Annotated in this window: 19 protein-coding genes; 13 read left to right on the top strand and 6 right to left on the bottom strand. The window is 72.5% G+C overall.

Annotation, left to right across the window (positions count from 1 at the left end; all coding sequences use genetic code 11):
- Positions 1-86 precede the first annotated feature (86 nt).
- The 4 genes from NP777_RS03080 (at position 87) to NP777_RS03065 (ending at position 3639) form a co-directional block, all read left to right on the top strand.
- A complete protein-coding gene (locus NP777_RS03080) occupies positions 87-1229 on the top strand; it encodes an inorganic phosphate transporter (protein ID WP_256648429.1) in 1143 nt (380 codons plus the stop codon).
- A 33-nt stretch (positions 1230-1262) separates the two neighbouring features.
- Complete coding sequence (locus NP777_RS03075; protein WP_256648428.1) at positions 1263-1502, top strand: hypothetical protein; 240 nt, start codon at positions 1263-1265, stop codon at positions 1500-1502.
- Positions 1503-1580: 78 nt separating this feature from the next.
- Complete coding sequence (locus NP777_RS03070) at positions 1581-2423, top strand: pentapeptide repeat-containing protein (protein ID WP_256648427.1); 843 nt, start codon at positions 1581-1583, stop codon at positions 2421-2423.
- 40 nt (positions 2424-2463) lie between these two features.
- Positions 2464-3639, top strand: a complete 1176-nt coding sequence (locus NP777_RS03065; RefSeq protein WP_256648426.1) for a damage-control phosphatase ARMT1 family protein — start codon at positions 2464-2466, stop codon at positions 3637-3639.
- 80 nt (positions 3640-3719) lie between these two features.
- Here NP777_RS03065 and NP777_RS03060 read toward each other — a convergent pair whose 3' ends face one another.
- Both NP777_RS03060 and NP777_RS03055 read right to left on the bottom strand, forming a co-directional pair.
- The gene (locus NP777_RS03060; protein WP_256648425.1) at positions 3720-3965 is read right to left on the bottom strand and encodes a hypothetical protein; all 246 of its coding nucleotides are present in this window, start codon (positions 3963-3965) and stop codon (positions 3720-3722) included.
- A gap of 207 nt (positions 3966-4172) precedes the next feature.
- Positions 4173-4436: a hypothetical protein gene (locus NP777_RS03055; protein ID WP_256648424.1), complete on the bottom strand. Its 264-nt coding sequence runs from the start codon at positions 4434-4436 to the stop codon at positions 4173-4175.
- Positions 4437-4673: 237 nt separating this feature from the next.
- Between NP777_RS03055 and NP777_RS03050 the strand changes: the two genes are divergently transcribed.
- Entirely contained in the window at positions 4674-5342 is a 669-nt protein-coding gene (locus NP777_RS03050) for a pentapeptide repeat-containing protein (protein WP_256648423.1), read from the top strand.
- Positions 5343-5379: 37 nt separating this feature from the next.
- On the opposite strand, the gene NP777_RS03045 is transcribed toward NP777_RS03050, so the two are convergent.
- The 3 genes from NP777_RS03045 to NP777_RS03035 all read right to left on the bottom strand — a co-directional run bounded on the left by NP777_RS03045 (position 5380) and on the right by NP777_RS03035 (position 7644).
- Complete coding sequence (locus NP777_RS03045; RefSeq protein WP_256648630.1) at positions 5380-6141, bottom strand: ArsR/SmtB family transcription factor; 762 nt, start codon at positions 6139-6141, stop codon at positions 5380-5382.
- A gap of 87 nt (positions 6142-6228) precedes the next feature.
- Positions 6229-6735, bottom strand: coding sequence for a mycothiol transferase (locus NP777_RS03040; protein ID WP_256648422.1), 507 nt, complete (start codon positions 6733-6735; stop codon positions 6229-6231).
- A gap of 87 nt (positions 6736-6822) precedes the next feature.
- Positions 6823-7644: a maleylpyruvate isomerase family mycothiol-dependent enzyme gene (locus NP777_RS03035; RefSeq protein ID WP_256648421.1), complete on the bottom strand. Its 822-nt coding sequence runs from the start codon at positions 7642-7644 to the stop codon at positions 6823-6825.
- A gap of 178 nt (positions 7645-7822) precedes the next feature.
- Here NP777_RS03035 and NP777_RS03030 point away from each other — a divergent pair, with 178 nt between their 5' ends.
- The 5 genes from NP777_RS03030 (at position 7823) to NP777_RS03010 (ending at position 12925) form a co-directional block, all read left to right on the top strand.
- Positions 7823-8806, top strand: a complete 984-nt coding sequence (locus NP777_RS03030; protein WP_256648420.1) for an ABC transporter substrate-binding protein — start codon at positions 7823-7825, stop codon at positions 8804-8806.
- Positions 8803-9612, top strand: a complete 810-nt coding sequence (locus NP777_RS03025; protein WP_256648419.1) for an ABC transporter permease — start codon at positions 8803-8805, stop codon at positions 9610-9612. Before NP777_RS03030 ends, NP777_RS03025 begins: the two co-directional genes overlap by 4 nt.
- On the top strand, positions 9609-10433 hold the full coding sequence (locus NP777_RS03020) for an ABC transporter permease (protein ID WP_256648418.1): 825 nt from the start codon (positions 9609-9611) through the stop codon (positions 10431-10433). The genes NP777_RS03025 and NP777_RS03020 overlap by 4 nt, the downstream gene beginning before the upstream one ends.
- Positions 10434-10506: 73 nt before the next feature.
- Entirely contained in the window at positions 10507-12141 is a 1635-nt protein-coding gene (gene mdlC, locus NP777_RS03015; protein WP_256648417.1) for a benzoylformate decarboxylase, read from the top strand.
- Positions 12142-12148: 7 nt separating this feature from the next.
- Positions 12149-12925, top strand: coding sequence for an ABC transporter ATP-binding protein (locus tag NP777_RS03010; RefSeq protein ID WP_256648416.1), 777 nt, complete (start codon positions 12149-12151; stop codon positions 12923-12925).
- On the opposite strand, the gene NP777_RS03005 is transcribed toward NP777_RS03010, so the two are convergent.
- The gene (locus NP777_RS03005) at positions 12922-15606 is read right to left on the bottom strand and encodes a carbohydrate-binding protein (protein ID WP_256648415.1); all 2685 of its coding nucleotides are present in this window, start codon (positions 15604-15606) and stop codon (positions 12922-12924) included. The genes NP777_RS03010 and NP777_RS03005 overlap by 4 nt on opposite strands.
- A gap of 287 nt (positions 15607-15893) precedes the next feature.
- Here NP777_RS03005 and NP777_RS03000 point away from each other — a divergent pair, with 287 nt between their 5' ends.
- Genes NP777_RS03000 through NP777_RS02990 form a run of 3 tightly spaced genes read left to right on the top strand, consistent with a single transcriptional unit; the run spans position 15894 to position 17895 of the window.
- The gene (locus NP777_RS03000) at positions 15894-16511 is read left to right on the top strand and encodes a TetR/AcrR family transcriptional regulator (RefSeq protein ID WP_256648629.1); all 618 of its coding nucleotides are present in this window, start codon (positions 15894-15896) and stop codon (positions 16509-16511) included.
- Positions 16508-16708 carry a ferredoxin gene (locus NP777_RS02995; protein WP_256648414.1) on the top strand — a complete coding sequence of 67 codons (201 nt, stop codon included), beginning with the start codon at positions 16508-16510 and terminating at the stop codon, positions 16706-16708. Before NP777_RS03000 ends, NP777_RS02995 begins: the two co-directional genes overlap by 4 nt.
- Positions 16705-17895 (top strand): NAD(P)/FAD-dependent oxidoreductase, encoded by a 1191-nt coding sequence (locus tag NP777_RS02990; RefSeq protein ID WP_256648413.1) that lies wholly within the window; start codon positions 16705-16707, stop codon positions 17893-17895. The genes NP777_RS02995 and NP777_RS02990 overlap by 4 nt, the downstream gene beginning before the upstream one ends.
- The last annotated feature ends 44 nt before the right edge of the window (positions 17896-17939 follow it).

The following is a 17939-nucleotide window of genomic DNA, read 5'->3' as shown; positions in this document are numbered from 1 at the left end:
CTTAGCGTGGACATCAGACAGCGGTCTTCACGAGACGGTCCGACGCGAACGATGTGCCGGACCACTCCTGGTGCGGGAGGTCGGGAATGGACTCCGTCTCCTTCCTTCTGGTGGCCGTCATCCTCACGGCACTGGCCTTCGACTTCACCAACGGCTTCCACGACACCGCCAATTCGATGGCCACGTCCATCGCCACGGGGGCGCTGTCGCCCCGGCTCGCCGTCCTCGTCGCCGCGGTGCTCAATCTGGCCGGGGCCTTCCTCTCCACGGAAGTGGCCAAGACGATCTCCAACGGCATCGTCGACGACGCCAAGGTCTCCCCGGTCATGATTTTCGCGGGGCTGATCGGGGCGATCCTTTGGAATATGATCACCTGGCTCGCCGGGCTGCCGTCGAGTTCCTCGCACGCCCTGTTCGGCGGGCTGATCGGCGCGGTGTGGGTGGGCGCCGGGGAATCCGCGGTGCGCTTCACCGCGATCGTCGAGAAGATCGTGATCCCGGCGGTCGCCTCACCGGTGGTGGCCTGTGTGGTGGCCATGCTGGCCACCTATCTCGCGTATGTGATCACCCACCGCGCGGCCGCCCGCGTGGCGCGGAAGGGCTTCCGCGCGGGCCAGGTGGGATCCGCGTCCCTGGTGGCCCTCGCCCACGGCACCAACGACGCGCAGAAGACGATGGGGGTCATCACCCTCACCCTCATCGCCGGTGGCGTGCTCGGCCACGGCTCAGGGCCCCCGTGGTGGGTGGTGCTCAGCGCCGGTCTGTCGATCTCGCTGGGCACCTATGTCGGCGGGTGGCGGATCATCCGGACCATGGGCAAGGGGCTGACCGACATCCAGCCCCCCCAGGGCTTCGCCGCCGAGACCAGCGCCACCGCGGTGATCCTGGCCTCCTCACACCTGGGCTTCCCGCTGTCCACCACCCAGGTGTGCACGGGCAGCATCCTGGGCGCCGGGCTCGGCCGCAGGCTGGCCCATGTGCGGTGGGGGATCGCCGGACGGATCGCGGTGTCCTGGCTGCTGACCCTGCCCGCGGCGGCGGCCGTGGGAGGGGTGGCGGCCTGGGTGGCGGGCCAGGGCAACGCGGGGGTGGCCCTGGTGGCGTGCGTCGCCGTCGCGGCGGCGGCGGGCTTCTACGTGCTCTCCCGCCGGCGCCCGGTGAACCCGGACAACGTCAACGAGCCGCGCGTCCCCGAGCCCGCCGAGCGCACCCTGGACACGACCGCCTGACCCGGCCACGACCCCGTCGAGGAGCTGATCCGTATGGGCACCACCTGGGGCACGATCGGCGGGGTCTTCGGGGTCAGCCTCGGGGTCACCGTCCTGGTGGTCGTCATGTTCTCGCTCGGCGTCGCCGCCTGGCCTCGCGCCGGCGGCGGCACATCGCGCCACGGGGCGCGCCGCGGCCGTCTCGACACGGTGGCGGCGGCCGCGGCGGTGGTGTGTTTCGCCGCGTGCCTGGCGATCGCCGCCTATGGAATCGAGCTGATCATTCCCGGTTGAGCCCGCTTGCGACAATGGAACGCCACCGAGCACCGCCCCGCACCGCGGTGCTCCTGTCCACGCGGGAGACCACGCACGGTGTCAGATACGACCGAAACCCCCTCCGCCGGCCCGGCCGCCGCGGACCGCCCCGCCCTGCGGGCCGACTGCGGCAACTGCTTCGGGCTGTGCTGTGTCGCCCTGCCCTTCACGGCCTCCACGGACTTCGCGCTCAGCAAGGCCGCGGGGGAGCCCTGCCGCAACCTCCGGGCCGACTTCCGCTGCGGTATCCACTCCCGGCTGCGCGAGGAGGGCTTCCCGGGCTGCACGGTCTACGACTGCTTCGGCGCCGGTCAGAAGGTCTCCCAGCTCACCTTCGAGGGCCGGGACTGGCGGCGGCACCCCGGGACGGCCTCCGAGATGTTCGCCGTCTTCCCCGTCATGCGCCATCTGCACGAACTGCTCTGGTACCTCACCGAGGCGCTGGCCCGGCCCGCCGCCCGGCCCGTCCACGGTGCCCTGCGCGAGGCGCTGCGGGAGACCGAGCGGCTCACCCTCGGGAGCGCGGCCGAGCTGAGGGAGCTCGATGTGGCGGCCCACCGGGATCGGGTCAACCAGCTGCTGCTGCGGACGAGCGAGCTGGTACGGGCCCGGATCCCGGGCAGGAAGAAGAACCGCAGGGGAGCCGATCTCATCGGCGCCGACCTGGGGGGAGCCGATCTGCGGGGCGCCAACCTCCGCGGTGCCCGTCTCATCGCGGCGAACCTCACCCGGGCCGATCTGACGGCGGCCGATCTGATCGGCGCCGACTTCCGGGATGCCGACCTGAGCGCGGCCGACCTGCGGGAAGCCGTCTTCCTCACCCAGGCCCAGCTGAACGCGGCCAAGGGCGACGCCGCCACCCGGCTGCCGCCGTCCCTCACCCGCCCCGCCCACTGGTGATCCCCGCCGCGCCACCGCGCGGTGTGCGACCCTGGCTGCCATGTCCGACACCGCCGACGCGCCCGTGATCCGCAGCGATGAGCCCGGATCGTTCGCCCGGAGTGTGCTGGCCGAGCGCCATCCCGCACTGATCGAGAAGGTGCGCGCCGCCTTCCCGTACGGCCCCGGGCAGCACCGCGCCCTCGACGCGCTGCGCGACAACGCCGCCGAGGGCACCATCGCCCCGCTCCCGCCCACCGCGTACGACCACGACCGGTGGGCGGTGTGGGGCCGGGAGCACTTCGGCCGGTCCTGGTTCGACGTGCCGTTCCTGTGGGCGGAGAGCTACTTCTACCGGCGGCTCCTGGAGGCCGTGGGCTACTTCGCGGACGGCCCCTGGCGGGGTGTCGACCCGTTCCGCCCCTTCAAACAGGCCGAGCTGGACACCCCCGATACCGAGGCCGAACTGGCCACGCTCGACGACATCCTGCGCGGGCCCGCCGGGGAGCAGGCGGACGCGCTGGTGCACGGCTCACTCTGGGGCAACCGCGCGGACCTGGGCTTCCGCATCTCCTCATCGGCCGCGGACGCGCCGGGCGCCGACACTCCGCCGCTGGTCGCGGACGACTCGGGGGCGCTGTGGTCGCTGCTGCCCGCCGGCTCCCCGGGCACGCTGTGCGTGGTGGCGGACAACGCCGGGCGGGAACTGCTCCCCGACCTCGTCCTCATCGACCATGTGCTTCACCACGGGCGCGCCGAGCGGGTGGTGCTCCAGGTGAAGCCGTATCCGTACTACGTCTCCGACGCCACCACCGAGGATGTCGTGGACTGTCTGCGCCGTCTGGCGCGGGCGGAGGGCGCGGCGGCCGGGACCGGCGGACGGCTGTGGGCCGCCATGGGCGACGGCCGGCTCACGGTGCGGGCGCACGACTTCTTCCGCGCCCCGCTGCCGTACGAGGAGATGCCGGGCGATCTGCGGAGCGAGTTCGCCGGGGCCACGCTCACCGTCATGAAGGGCGATCTGAACTACCGCCGCCTCGTCGGCGACCGGCTGTGGACCCCGACCACCTCCTTCGCCGACCGCACCGGGTACTTCCCCGGCCCGGTGGCCGCGCTGCGCACCCTGAAGTCGGATGTCGTCGTCGGGCTCGACGAGCGGACCGTGGCCGCGCTGGACGCGAACGAGGACCACTGGCGCACCAGCGGTGCCCATGCGCTGATCCAGGTACGGCGGTGAGACACGCGCTCCCCCCGACCCGGTGGGCCGGGGGGAGCGCGGTGGGCCGGTGACCGTGGTCGTCGGCCCCTGCCCCTGCGTCAGCCGCCGATGAAGTTGACGCAGTTGCTGCCGATGGTCATGTCACCGCTCGGGCCGACGCCGCCGATGGAGCTGGTGGTGCCAGTGGAGGTGTTGCAGTGGTTGTCCTGGAAGATGACGCTGGACAGCTTGAAGCTGGTGGGAACGTCGGAGCCGTAGCCGTCGGCGGCCGCGGTGCCGGTGCCGAGGAGCGCAAAGGCGCCGGCGGTCGCGGCCAGCAGGGCGGCCTTCTTCGCGATCTGCATGGATTCCTCCGTGTCGGGTCGCAGAACGAATAATCTGACGGTCCGATTTAACGGAGGAATACCGGGAGAAGTCGGGTAAGCGCACCGGAGAGTGGCCCGTTCGGCGTACCAAGCCGTCGAGCCGGAACGGGCGCGCTCCCCCCGCCCGGTAGGAGCGGGAGGAGCGCGGTGGGCCGGTGACGGTGGTCGCCGGCCGCTGTCCCTGCGTCAGCCGCCGATGATGTTGGCGCAGGTGCTGCCGATCTTCATCTCGCCCGTCGGACCGGCGGTGGCGGTGGAGAGGGTGGTGCCGGTGCTGGTGTTGCAGTGGTTGCTCTGGAAGATGAAGCTGCTGATGTCGAAGCTGGTGGGGGTGGAGGTGTTTCTTTCGGAGCCGCCGCCGTAGCCGTTGGCGGCCGCGGTGCCGGTGCCGAGGAGCGCAAGGGCGCCCGCGGTCGCGGCTACCAGGGCGGCCTTCTTCGCGATCTGCATGGATTCCTCCGTGTCGGGTCGCAGAACGAATAAAACTGACGGTCCGATTTAACGGAGAGAGTTCCGGGGAAATGCGCTCAGCACACCGGAGAGTGGGCCATCCGGCGTACGTAATCGCCCTCTGGTGAGCGTACGGCGGTCCGGGGGGCGTCCCTCCGGCGCTCCCGGCGGGGCTGTCGGTGGCGGATGGCAGTATCGGCCCCGTACGCGGTCCGTCCCCAGGAAAGTGAGCCTCGCATGGTGCCGTCCCCCCGTGAACTCGCCGATCTGCCCTTCGCGGACCATCTGCGGCCGTTCGACGGGGAGCTGACGGAGGAAGGCGACTACGACACCGTTCATCTGGACGGGGACTCCTTCGACGGGGTCGTGTGCGACCACGCCCGGTTCCTCGAGTCCGCGTTCTCCTCGGTGACCTTCACCGGGGGCCGTGGCCGTGGGGCCCGGTTCAACGAGGTGTGGCTGGACGGGGTGCGATGGGTGGGCACCGACCTGGCGGACACCGACTGGCTCGACGGTGAGCTGGGTGGCTGTGTGCTGGCCGGTCTGGAGATGTTCTCCGCGCGGCTGCGCCGGGTGACCTTCCACCGGTGCAAGCTGGAATCGGTGAACCTCCGCACCGCCACGCTGCGGAACGTCACCTTCGTGGACTGTCTGCTGCGCGATGTGGACCTCGGTGGCGCGGGGCTGACGGAGGTGGCGTTTCCGGGGTCGGCGCTGGAGGGCGTGCGATTCGGCAACGCGCGGCTGGCGAAGGTCGATCTGCGCGGGGCCACCCGGCTGGAGATCACCGACGGTTATGACGCGCTGGGCGGCGCCACCATCGGCAGCGGTCAGTTGATGGAGCTCGCGCCGATGCTCGCCGACGCCTTGGGGATCGCGGTACGGGACGATGGGGCCGCGCGGTGAGCCACGGTGAGCCCCCACGTCGCACGGTGGCCGAGGATCACTGAGGGATCGACCAGGGCTGCTGCGGCAGCGGGCTCCCCGTCTCGATCAGCGACTTCAGATTGGACAGCACCGCGGCCCAGCCACCGGCCGCCGCGGTCCGCTCGGCCTCGTCGGCCAGGTTCTCATGGGTCACGGTCAGCCGGACGATGTCGCCGTGCGGCTGGATGTCGAAGGTGACCCGGGAGGGCTCGGCGGTGGCGTCGGCGTCGGGCGCGGCCCAGGTGGTCACCAGCCGGGTGGGCGGTGAGCTCTCCACGACCGTGCCGACGACATCGGCGGTGCCGGAGCCGTCCGTCCGCCGATGCTCCCACGGGGAGCCGACCCGCCAGTCCGACACATTGCGGTGGCCCCAGTACTCGGCCGTGACGTCGGCGTCGGTCAGCGCGTGCCAGACCTTCTCCGGGGTGGACTCGATGTAGATGACGTACACGAACGCCGGCTTGTCGGCCATCGCTTCCTCCGCTTGTCGCTTCACCAGGCTCAGCGCACGCAGCCGCGGGCGCTCGAACTTGTCGATCCAGCGCTCCTGGATCTCGTTGAGGGGGACGGGGTTGAGGTAGTGGAGTTTCTCGCGGCCCCGCCGCACCGTGCTGACCAGATTGGCCGCCTCGAGAACGGCCAGATGCTGGGTCGCCGACTGGCGGGTCATCTCCAGCCGTCGGCACAACTCGCCCAGTGTCTGGCCGTTGTGCTCATGCAGCCGGTCCAGCAGATACCGCCGGGTCTGGTCGGCCAGCGCCTTGAAGACCTTGTCCATCTCTGAGCTCACACCGAACGTTATGCAGGCAATTGCCTGCATGTCAATGCGCGCGATGCGAAGGCCTCCGTTCCCGGTGATGTCGCGCTATCGCCTGCGGACCGCGCCGCGGATGAACGCCGCCTGCCCGGTGTGCTGCAGATCGTCCGCGACCACACTGACCAGCCGGACACCGAGGGTCACCGCCGGGGTCCACCGCTCGTCCACGATCCGGTCGAGATCGGAGTCGCGCAGGCCGCGCACGAACGCCAGGGTGTTCTCATGGACGGCGTCGTAGTACCCGGTGAGCAGCTCGGCGTCCGCCCGCACCGCCGCCACGTCCTTGCTCCGGTGGCCGTAGCCGGTGGCCTCGGGCGGGAACGGCAGGCCGAACCGCTCGGCCCAGCCCTCGGACGTCCACAGCTGCTCGGTGCCCGCGGCGTCGGCGATGTGGTCGTCCTGGACCCGGGTCAGATGCCACACCAGCCAGGCGATCGAGTTGGCCCCGCTGTCGAGCCGTACGGCCAACTCGTCCTCCGAGAGCCCGTCCACGGCCGACCGCACCTCCTCGCGCACCCGCTCGAAGGCGTCGGCCAGCAGATCGGCGCTGTTCATTCGCGGCTCCCTCGCTCGTGGTCAGCTCCCGGCCAATGGTCGCACCCCGCGGCCCCGGCCGCGGGGCGCCGACTCGCCGGACGCGGTTCACACGGGCGGGACGAGGGTGAAGTAGCGGTCGAGCACCGCCTGGTCGCCGGTCACCTTGTCGAGCCGGTCCGCGGGGAGCCGCTGCCACAGGAACAGCATCAGGTCCGACGCGGTCCCGGCCAGCTCGACATCGCGGGACGCCTCGTCGGCGTCCTCGTCCGCGGCGCCGGTGGTGAGCCGTACGTCGCCGCCGTCGAAGCGGACCGTCCACAGGTCCGGACCGTCGGTCCGGCGGAACCGGAACGACTCGCCCGCCCCGGGCGGGGCCTCCCGCCACGCCCGCCGGGCCGGGGCCATCACCTCGAAGGTCTGGGCCACGGCGTCCACCGCGAGGTCGGGCTCCACCGGCCGGGCCGGTCCGCCGAGCGCCCGCTCGGCGTCCCAGCGGTGCAGGGCCGCCTCGATGGTCTGCATCCGCAGCCAGAAGCCAGCGGTCCGCTCCGCCGACCACGTCCACACCGCCAGCCCCGGACCCTCGCTCCGGAACAGCGCCTCCAGCCGCGCGGCCCCCTCGGCGAACCAGTCGACGAGACTCACCGGCACCGGCCCGTGATGCGGCCCGCCCGTGGGCGCGGGCCAGCCCGCGCGGTCCTCGGGAAGTTCGAAGAGGGCGGGGTCCGTGATGTCCGGCTGCCGGTCGAGCCGCTCCCGGACGACACGGGCGACCAGGCGATGCACCCCGCCCAGGTGCAGCACCAGATCCGACATCGTCCACTCGGGGCAGGAGGGGATCAGCGGCGCGTCCGCCCCGTCGGCGGCGCGGCGGGCCGCCTGCTCGAACGCCACGATCTCACGGTGGAAATGGGCTGAATAGTCCATGGACCGCACTCTGCCAGGCGCCGACCGCCGCTGTCAGCTTCCCCCATCCCCCCCGGTCGAGCGGCGTCTGCCACCACCGGCCCTCCGCCGAACGGGCCTGGTGGGCCATGCTCGACCTGTTCGACGAGGCGTTCCCGGCCATGGTGTGAACCGCGCACGGCCCCTATCGTGAAATGCCATGAGAGACCAACTGCGCTTCCCCCCGGCAAAGTTGGCCGCGGCCGCCACGGTCACCGCCGTGCTTCTCGCCGGATGCGGCGGCTCGGACGAGGGCTCCGGCGGCGGGCGCGGGCCGGAGAAGAAGACGATCACGGTGGCCGGACTGCCGCTCGCCGATGTGGCCGCCCTGCACATCGCCATGGACCGCAAGCTCTTCGCGAAGGAAGGGCTGAACGTCCGCGTGCAGCCGGTCCAGCAGAGTGTCCAGGCGCTGCCCGCGCTCGCCCACGGCCAGGTGGACGTCATCGGCGGCGCCAACTTCGTGACGTTCCTCCAGGCCCATGAGAAGGGCACCCTGGCCACCCGGGTGCTGGCCGAGGGCGCACGCAACGCCCCGCACATGATGGATGTGCTGGTGCCCGCCGACTCCAAGATCAAGACGCCGCGGGACCTCGAGGGCAAGAAGGTCGCGGTCAACATCCTCAACAACATCCAGTCACTCACCCTCAACGCCACCCTCGGCAAGGCCGGGGCCGGTCGGCCCGAGTACCGGCAGGTGCCGTTCCCGCAGATGGGCTCGGTGCTGGAGCGGGGCCAGGTGGACGCCGTGCATGCCGCCGAGCCGTTCGTCACCGCGCTCAAGCGCGAGCTGAAGGCCCGTACGGTGGTCGACGGCAACGCGGCGCCCGTCGCCGGACTGCCGCTCAGCGGCTATGTCACCACCGACACCTTCATCGACAAGTACCCCAAGACCGCCGCCGCCTTCCAGCGAGCCATCTCCGCCGCCCAGGCCGTGGCAGCCAGGGACCGCGGCGCCGTGGAGAAGGCGCTGCCCGGCTATACCAAGATCAAGCCGGAGGAGGCCGCCGCCATCGGCCTGCCCGAGTATCCGGCCACCTCCAGCGCCGCCCAGCTGAAGCGGCTCATCTCGCTGATGCGGGCGCAGAAGCTGCTCACCAAGGACCTCGACTCCGCCGCCGTCCTCTACCAGCCCGCCGAGTGAGCCCCGCGACGGCCGGGCGGAAGCGCACCGGGCGGGCCAGGAGCGCGCTGCTCGGCGCCGTCGGCGTGCTCCTGGCCTTCGCCGCCTGCGAGGCCCTGGGCCGCTCCGGGCTGGTGCGGAGCGCCTTCCTGCCGCCCGCCTCCGAGGTGCTGGTACGTGCCGTCGAACTCGGCGGCGACACCGCCTTCCTGAACGGCGTCGGCGCCACCCTCGAGGCATGGGCCACCGGGCTCGCCCTCGCCTGCGCCCTCGCGATCCCGCTCGGGCTGCTGCTGGGCAGTGTGCCGACGGCCGCGCAGGCCGCGCGGGTGCTGATCGAATTCCTGCGCCCGATGCCGTCGGTGGCGCTCATCCCCCTGGTGTCGCTGCTGCTCGGCGCCGGCAGCGAGACCACGGTCGCCCTCGTCACCTACGCGTGTGTCTGGCCCGTGCTGTTCAACACCGTCTACGGGCTCGGCGAGACCGATCCGCTGGCCAAGGACACGCTGCGCGCGTTCGGCTTCGGTCGGCTCGCCGTCCTGCTGAGGGCCGGTCTGCCGTCGGCCGCCCCGTTCATCGCCGCCGGGGTGCGCATCGCGGCGGCCACCGCCCTGATCCTCGCCGTGGCCAGCGAGATCCTCGCCGGATTCGGCGAGGGGCTCGGCACCTTCATCGCCCAGGCGGGCATGGCCACCGACGGCACCCGCGACGTGCTGGCCGGAGTGGTGTGGGCGGGAGCGCTCGGCCTCGTCATCAACCTGGCGCTCACCGCGGTCGAACGGCGGCTGTTCCCCTGGGCGCCCGAGCACCGCGGGAGCCGCGCATGACCGCGCAAGCCACCCCGCTCGGGGCCGCACGGCGGCTGCCCCGGACCCTCGCGCTGCGGCTCGGCGTCCCGGTGGTGGCGGTGGCGCTGTGGCAGCTCGCCGCCCGGGCCCACGGCAGCGTCTTCTTCCCGCCCCCCGCCCGGATCGTGGAGCACGGCTACCACCTGTGGTTCTCCGGCCCCGCCGAACGGGCGTTCCTCACCGACGCGGCGGTCCGCGATCTGCTGCCCAGCCTCGGCCGGGTGCTCGCCGGATTCGCCCTCGCCGCGGCCGGTGGCATCGTGCTGGGGCTCGTCCTGGGCCGCTCGCGCACCGTGTACGCGCTGTGCGATCCGGTGCTGCAGTTCGCCCGCGCCGTGCCCCCGCCCGCGCTGGTGCCCGTCTTCGTCGTGGTCTTCGACCTCGGCACGCCGATGCAGCTCGCCTCCATCGTCTTCGGCGCCATCTGGCCCGTACTGATCAACACGGCCGAGGGGGTCCGCGGCATCGACCCGCTGCGGCTGGACGTCGCCGCCACCGTACGGATGCGGCCGGCCGAGCGGATCGTGCTGCTGTATCTGCCCGCCGCGCTGCCGCGCATCTTCGCCGGACTGCGGCTGAGCCTGTCGCTCTCGCTCATCCTGATGGTCTTCTCCGAGCTGCTGCCCGGTACCGCCGACGGCATAGGCTTCTCGCTCACCGACGCGCAGACCCGCTCCGATCTGCTCACGGTGTGGGCGGTGATGGTGCTGCTCGGCGCGCTCGGGCAGCTGCTCAACAGCGCGCTGCTCGCCGTCGAGCGCCTGGCCCTCGGCAGACACCGTGCGGCCCACCGCACCTGACCACCCGTACGCGGGACACGCCCCATCCGGCAGAAGCAGGACCCGCCCCCACACCAGCAGAGGAGGTGGCCCCATGGCCGAGCCCACCGCCCACCCCCCGACCACCACGGTCCGCGAGGCGGTGCTGGCACTGTGCCGCGCCACCGGGATGACGACCGTCTTCGGCAACCCCGGCTCCACCGAACTGCGGATGTTCCGCGACTGGCCCGAGGACTTCCGCTATGTGCTCGGCCTTCAGGAGTCCACCGCCGTCGCGATGGCCGCGGGCCACGCCCTGGGCACCGGGCGGGCGGCGCTGGTCAGCCTGCACTCCGCCGGGGGATTGGGCCACTCCCTGGGAGCGGTGTTCAACGCCTACCGGGACCGGGTGCCGGTGGTGATCATCGCGGGGCAGCAGTCCCGTGCGCTGCTGCCGCTGCGGCCCTTCCTCGGCGCCGACGAACCGGCCCGCTTCCCGCGCCCGTACGTGAAGTTCAGCAGGCAGCCGGAGCGGGCCGCCGATGTGCCCGCCGCGCTCGCCGAGGCCCACCGCGTCGCCATGAGCCACCCCCGGGGCCCGGTCTTCCTCTCCGTACCGGAGGACGACTGGGACCGCCCCGCCGGGCCGGTCGCCCCGCGCACCGTCCACGGCGGCTACACCGCCGACCCCGCCGCGCTCACCGGCCTCGCGCGGGCACTCGACGCCTCGGCGCGCCCCGCGCTGGTCGTCGGGCCGGGCGTGGACGACGAGCGCGCCGTACGGGACGTGGCCGAACTGGCCGAACGGCTGCGGGCCGCGGTGTGGATCAGCCCCCTCTCCGGACGCTCCGGCTTCGACGAACGCCACCCGCTCTTCCAGGGCTTTCTGCCGCCCGTCGCCGACCAGCTGGCGGAGCGGCTGGCCGGCCACGATGTGGTGGTCGCGCTCGGCGCCCCGCTGTTCACCTACCACGTGCACACCGAGGCCCCGCCGCTCGCCGACGGCACCGAGCTGTACCACCTCGACTGCGACCCCGCGCAGGCCGCGTGGCTTCCGGTGGGCACCAGCATCGTCACCACCCTCCGCCCGGCCCTGCGCACCCTCACCGATCTCGTCCGGCCCGCCGACCGGCCCGCGCCACCGCCGCGGCCCGCCCCCGAGCCGCTGCCGGCCACTTCGGCGGAGGAGATCTCCCCCGAGCTGGTGATGGACCTGCTGCGCGAGCGGCTGCCCCGGGACACCGTGCTGGTCGAGGAGACCCCCAGCCACCGCGACGCCCTCCACGCCCGCCTCCCCATCAGCGGCGAGGGCCGCTTCCTCACCACCGGCAGCGGCGCGCTGGGCTGGGGGCTGCCGCTCGCGGTCGGACGCGCTCTCGCGGACGGCGAACGCGTGGTGTGCGTCGTCGGCGACGGCTCGGCGCTCTACTCGGTGCAGGCCCTGTGGACCGCGGCCCGGCACCGCGCCCCGGTGAGCTACGTCCTGCTCGACAACGGCGGCTACAGCGCGGTCAAGGCGCTGGGCCACCGCATCGGCATCGCCCCCGTGCCGGGCACCGACATCGGCGGCATCGACTTCGCCGCGCTCGCCGGGTCCTTCGGCTGCCCGGCCGAACGGGTCGAGCACCCCGACCGCCTCCCCAAGGCGCTCGACCGGGCCCTCGCCCTCGGCCGTGACGACGGCCCGCTGCTGCTCCAGGTCCGGGTCCCCGCCGACGACTCCCCGGCGTACGAGCCCTGGGCCCGGTGAGGCGGACATGCTGCGGATCAACCGGCTCAGCCATCGCTACGGCGACGGCCCCGAGGTGCTCCTGGACATCGAACTCACCGTCCCCGACGGGCAGTTGCTCACCCTGGTCGGCCCCTCCGGCTGTGGCAAGTCCACCCTGCTGCGCTGTGTCGCGGGCCTCCTCCGCCCCTCCGCCGGGCGGATCACCCTGGACGGGGAGGTGGTGGACGGCGTCCCGGACCGGCTCGGAGTGGTCTTCCAGGACTACAGCCGCTCGCTCTTCCCCTGGCTCTCGGTGCGGGAGAACGTCGCCCTTCCGCTGCGGCGGCGCGGACTGCCCCGCGCGGAACGCCATGCGGCGGCGGTGGCCATGCTGGAGCAGGTGGGCCTGGCCGACGCCGCTCGCCGCCATCCCTGGCAGCTGTCCGGCGGCATGCAGCAGCGTGTCGCGCTCGCCCGCGCCCTGGCCGCCCGGCCCGCGCTGCTGCTGATGGACGAGCCGTTCGGTGCCCTGGACGCCCAGACCCGGGAGGACCTGGAGGATCTGCTGCTGCGGCTGCACCGGGCCGAGGGGATGACGATTCTGCTGGTCACCCATGACATCGACGAGAGCGTCTATGTGGCGGACCGGGTGGTGGTGCTGGCTCCGGAGCCGGGCCGGGTGCGGGCGGATCTGCCGGTGGCGCTGCCCGCCGAACGCGACCAGATCGCCACCCGGGCACTGCCGGAGTTCATCGCGCTGCGGACGGAGGTGGGGCGCGCGGTACGCCAGGGCGCGGCCGCGCACCCACCTCCTGGTGCCTAACGCAACGTCAGCCAGTCCACGGCGGCCACCCGGTGGCCGCCCGTGGCGACGAGATGGACATCGTGGAAGCCGGTCACCGTACGGGGGAGGCGCACCGAACGCACCCGCCACCGGTCGGTGCCACCGGTCCCGCGCACCGGAAGCGTGGCCACCACCGGTCCCTCGGGTGAGTCCAGGCGCAGTCGCAGGGCGCAGTCCCCGCAGCCGCCGGACGCCAGCCGTACCGTCAGTGTGTCCGCGCCCGCGCCGAACCGCACGCCCCGGAAGCCGATCGCGTCCCCCATACCGAGGACCGAGGTGGCCGCCTCGCCGCGCTCGACGCCCCGGACCACCTCGGCGCGCTCCGCCTGCAGGGTGGCGGCCGCGTCGGGGCCGTCGGCGTAGAGCCGGATCTCGTTCACCGCCCAGGGGTTCTCGCCCGGCCGGGTCAGCTCGATCCGCAGATAGCGGGCGGTGCGCTGCCCGAAGACCGCGTCCTGGGTGAAGGAGCGGCCGCTGACCCGGGCCACCGGCGTCCCCCAGTGCTCACCGTCGCGGCTGACCGAGACGGTGAAGCCATAGGGGTGTCCGGTGGCGTCAAGACCCGCGTCGATCGCCAGCCGCCCGAAGGTCTTCGCGGTGCCGAGATCGACGGTGAGCGACTGACCGGCGGCCTGGGGAGCGTCGCCCTTCCACTGGGTGGTCTGCACCCCGTCCACGGCCGCCGAGGCATCGGCGCCACCGGAGGCGGTCGCCTTCCAGCCGTCGTTGCGGACCCGGGTCTCACAGCCCGCCAGCCGGCAGCCGGACGACCAGATGGGCTCGCCGTACTCGTACGCGCCCTGGTCCGGCCCGTCGCCCCGGACCTCGCCGGTCACCCCGTCGACCCTCTCGCCCGCGTCGATGGCGGGGGAGTCCGGGCGCGGCCACAGCTCGCCGTTGCGCGCGTCGGTGTAGCGCGGATCGGTGGGCGGCAGCAGGTTGTCCCGTACCACGGGGGCGGGGTCGCCGGGGCCGGAGATCTCCATCGGGGTGAGCGCCACGTCGTTGCTCACATACGTCCCCGTGGCGTCGGTGGCGCCGCTCAGCCGGACGGCGGCGGTGGAAATCCCCGTGCCGTACGAGGAGTTGTGGTCGCGGTTGCCGAGGCTGACACCGCTGTGGCCGTTGAAGAAGGTGCCGCGGGTACCGGTGTTGTACGCCACGTTGTGGTGCAGCAGGAAGTTGCTGGAGGAGTTGTCGATGTAGTAGCCCACCTGGCCGTCCGCGTCGTGCACGGTGTTGTGGTCCACGCTGGTGCCCGTGGCGTCCAGGTTGCAGCACACATAGAACGGGCTGCCGTCACGTGAGGTGCGCATCGCCTCGGAGAGGTCGTTGTAGGCGATCCGGTTGTCGTGGAACGGCACACCGTTCAGCTGCCAGGCGGTGTCGATGCTCGCCCGGCCGGTGCGCCGGATGGTGTTGTGGGTGACGGTCTGGCCGCTGCCGTTGACCTCGATACCGGGGGTGTAGCTGCCCATCCAGCCCACGTCGTGGATGTAGTTGCCGGTGACGGTGTTGCCACTGCCGCGCAGCAGCACACCCGTGCCCGCGGAGTAGCCGATGTCGCTGTCGCGCAGGGTGTTGCCGTGGCCGAGGATCTGGACACCGGAGTTCAGCACCCGCGAGGCGACGATGTGGCCCTCGCCGGGCGGGATGGCCAGTTCGTCGTCGCGTGGCATGGGGAGCGTGGAGAACTCCGAGATGTAGCGTGCCCGGACCCGCTCGACCAGCACGCCGGTGCTGTCGGCGCCGGTGCGCAGCGAGGTGCCCCACAGATCGAGACCGCGCACGGTGACATGGGAGCTGTGCGAGAGGTCCACGCCCCAGCTCTCGTACTTCGCGGTCACGGTGTGGCCCGTGACACCGCCCTTGGGCGGGACCAGATAGAGGCGGCGCGCGTCCTTGTCGTAGTACCACTCACCGGGCTGGTCCAGCGTGGCCTTGGCGCCGACCAGGTAGTAGTTGCGGTAGTTCTGGTCGCCCATGCACAGCGGGGTGCAGCGGTAGTTGCCACCCTTGAAGTCCAGGGCGCCGTCCGACGTGGCGGTCACGGTGCCGGTCTGCTGGCTCCACGGATTGGAACCCGCCCACAGATGGACGGTGGCGCCGGTGAAGTCGCCGTCCGGCAGATCCGGGTCGTCGATGTGCTGATCGGTCGAGGAGCGCTCGGCCACCGCCCAGGACGGATTGAGCGGATCGGAGCCGGAGTTGGGCCAGCGGCCCTCCATGGCGCGCTCGCCGTCCAGGAACAGCGCGTTCTCGCCGCGGTCGAGCGGAAGGTCCACATCGGCGGCCACCAGACCGCCGCCCGCGTCCTTCCACCCGGTCACCGCCCGCGTCCCGTCGACGGTGACCGGCCCGTCCCCGTACGCCGCCAGGGTGATCGGGGCGTCGGCGCGGCCCGAGGGCGGGGCGACCCGCTCGGGGTAGTTCCCACGGTGGATCAGACAGGTGTCCCCGGGCCCGACCCGCTCGGTGCAGCGGCCGATGGTGCGGAACGGATGGCGCGAGTCGCCGCTGTCGCGGTCGGTGCCCCAGGTGGCGACGTGATACGTACGCCCCTGGGGCCCCTGGGCCGTCGCGGTGCCCGGTAATGCCGCGGTGAGGACGGCCATCGCCGCGACGGCGGCCAGGGATATGCGCCTGAGCGTGGATCTCATCTACCGCCTCCAGTGTTCAGGGTCGACCGAAACCTAGGAGAGACATCGGATGTTGTCAACGGAAGGGGGTAAACCACAGCTCTGAGTGCGAAAGTTCCGCAAGATAGATCCGATGTATCTTCCGTCAGTCGCCCATTGAACTCTTCAAACAGTTGCTTTATTTAATTCACGCGTTTTAGAGTGGCGGCGACAGCTCACAGGAGCCACGGAGACAGGAACCACGGAGACTGGAGGCCACGGTGACCGACGCACGCACCGTCCGCTCCGCCGGGACCCGCGAGGCCATCATGGCCGCCGCGGAGCGGCTCTACGCCGAGCACGGCCTGGTCGCGGTGTCGAACCGGCAGATCAGCGAGGCGGCCGGGCAGGGCAATGTCGCGGCGGTCGGCTATCACTTCGGCACCAGGGCCGATCTGGTGCGCGCCATCATGCGCAAGCACTCCGCGGCGATCGAGGAGATCCGGCTGCGGATGGTGGAGGAGACCCATGGCAGCGAGGAGGTCCGGGACTGGGTCGGCTGCCTGGTGCGGCCCGCCACCGAGCACCTGGCCACGCTGGGCGTCCCCTCCTGGTACGCCCGGTTCGCCGTCCAGGTGATGACCGATCCCGTGCTGCGGGCGATCGTCACCGACGAGGCCCTCACCCGGGAACCGCTGCGGGAGACCCTCTACGGCCTGGGCGGCTGCCTGGACGCCCTGCCCGCCGAGGTACGGGCCGAACGCGGCGACATGGCCCGCCAGTTGATCACCCACACCTGTGCCGAACGGGAGCGCGCCCTCGCCGCGGGGACCAGTACCCGCCAGCCGTCCTGGGACGACACGGGAGGCGCGCTCACCGACGCCATCACCGGTCTGCTCCTCGCCCCCGTCACCCGCCGTTCCCCAGCCAAGGAGGCCCGGACATGAAGATCACCGTCGACGAGGAGAAGTGCTGCGGCGCGGGCCAGTGCGTGCTCATCGCGCCCGAGGTGTTCGACCAGCGCGAGGAGGACGGCATCGTCGTGCTGCTCGACGCCGAGCCCGCCGACGGGCACCACACGGCCGTCCGGGAGGCCGCGAGCGTCTGCCCGGCCGCCGCGATCCGGCTGAGCGAGTCCACGTGACCACGCCCTCGAGCGTGGTGGTGGCCGGTGCCTCCGCCGCCGGGCTCGGCACCGCCGAGGCGCTGCGGCGCAAGGGCTATCGGGGGCGGCTCACCGTGCTGGGCGCCGAACCGCATCCGCCCTACGACCGGCCGCCGCTGTCCAAGCAGGTGCTCGCCGGTACCTGGACGCCCGAGCGGGCCCGGCTGCGGACCCGGGAAGCCCTGGACGCGCTGGACGCCGAGTTCCTGCTCGGCGATCCGGCCGTCGCCCTGGACGTGGCGGCACGCACCGTCCGCACCGCGTCCGGGCGCACGGTCCACGGGGGTGCCGTGGTCATCGCCACCGGGCTGCGTCCCCGCACGCTGCCCGGACCGGACGGCCTGGCCGGGGTGCATGTGCTGCGCTCACTGGACGACGCCCGCGCGCTGCGGGCGGAACTGCGGTCCGCGGAACGGGCCGTGGTCGTCGGCGACGGTGTGCTCGGCGCCGAGATCGCCGCCACCGCGCACACCATGGGCGTGGCCGTCACCCTGGTCGGCCCCCAACCCGCGCCCATGGCACGCCAGTTGGGGCCCACGGTCGCCGAGCTGCTCGCCGCGCTCCACCGCGAGCACGGTGTACGCCTGCGGCTCGGCGCGGCGGTCGACGCGCTGACGGGCCACGGGGGCCGGGTCGACGGTGTGCGCCTGGGCGATGGTGAGGTGCTGCCCGCCGAGGTGGTCGTGGTCGCGGTCGGCGCCGTACCGGACACCGCATGGCTCACCGGCAGCGGTCTGACGCTGGACGACGGTGTGGTGTGCGACGCGTACTGCCGGGCGGCGGACGGGATCTACGCCGCGGGCGATGTGGCGCGCTGGCACCATCCGGGCCTCGGCGAACCGCTGCGGCTGGAGAACCGGACCAACGCCGTGGAGCAGTCGGCCGCCGTCGCCGGGAACATCCTCGGCGAGGCGAGGCCGTACGCCCCGATCCCGTACTTCTGGACCGACCAGTTCGACGCCAGGATCCATGTGCACGGCAGACCGCTGCCCGGCGCCGAGATGACCGTCGTGGACGGGGCCGTGGCGGACCGCCGCTTCGTGGCCCAGTACCGCCATCGGGGCCGGGTCGTCGCCGTCCTCGGCTGGAACATGCCCAAACAGGCCCGCGCGCACCGCCAGGCCCTGCTCGCCGAGCCCATGGACGCATTCGCCGTCCCCTCGTGACGGACCGCTCCGGACCGGTCGAAGGCTCACGCCCGACCGATCAA

This window comes from Streptomyces rugosispiralis (assembly GCF_024505145.1).
GTDB classification, from domain to species: Bacteria; Actinomycetota; Actinomycetes; order Streptomycetales; family Streptomycetaceae; genus Streptomyces; species Streptomyces rugosispiralis.
The sequence above is the reverse complement of the archived record's forward strand: the minus strand, read 5'-3'. Positions and strand labels throughout refer to the sequence as shown.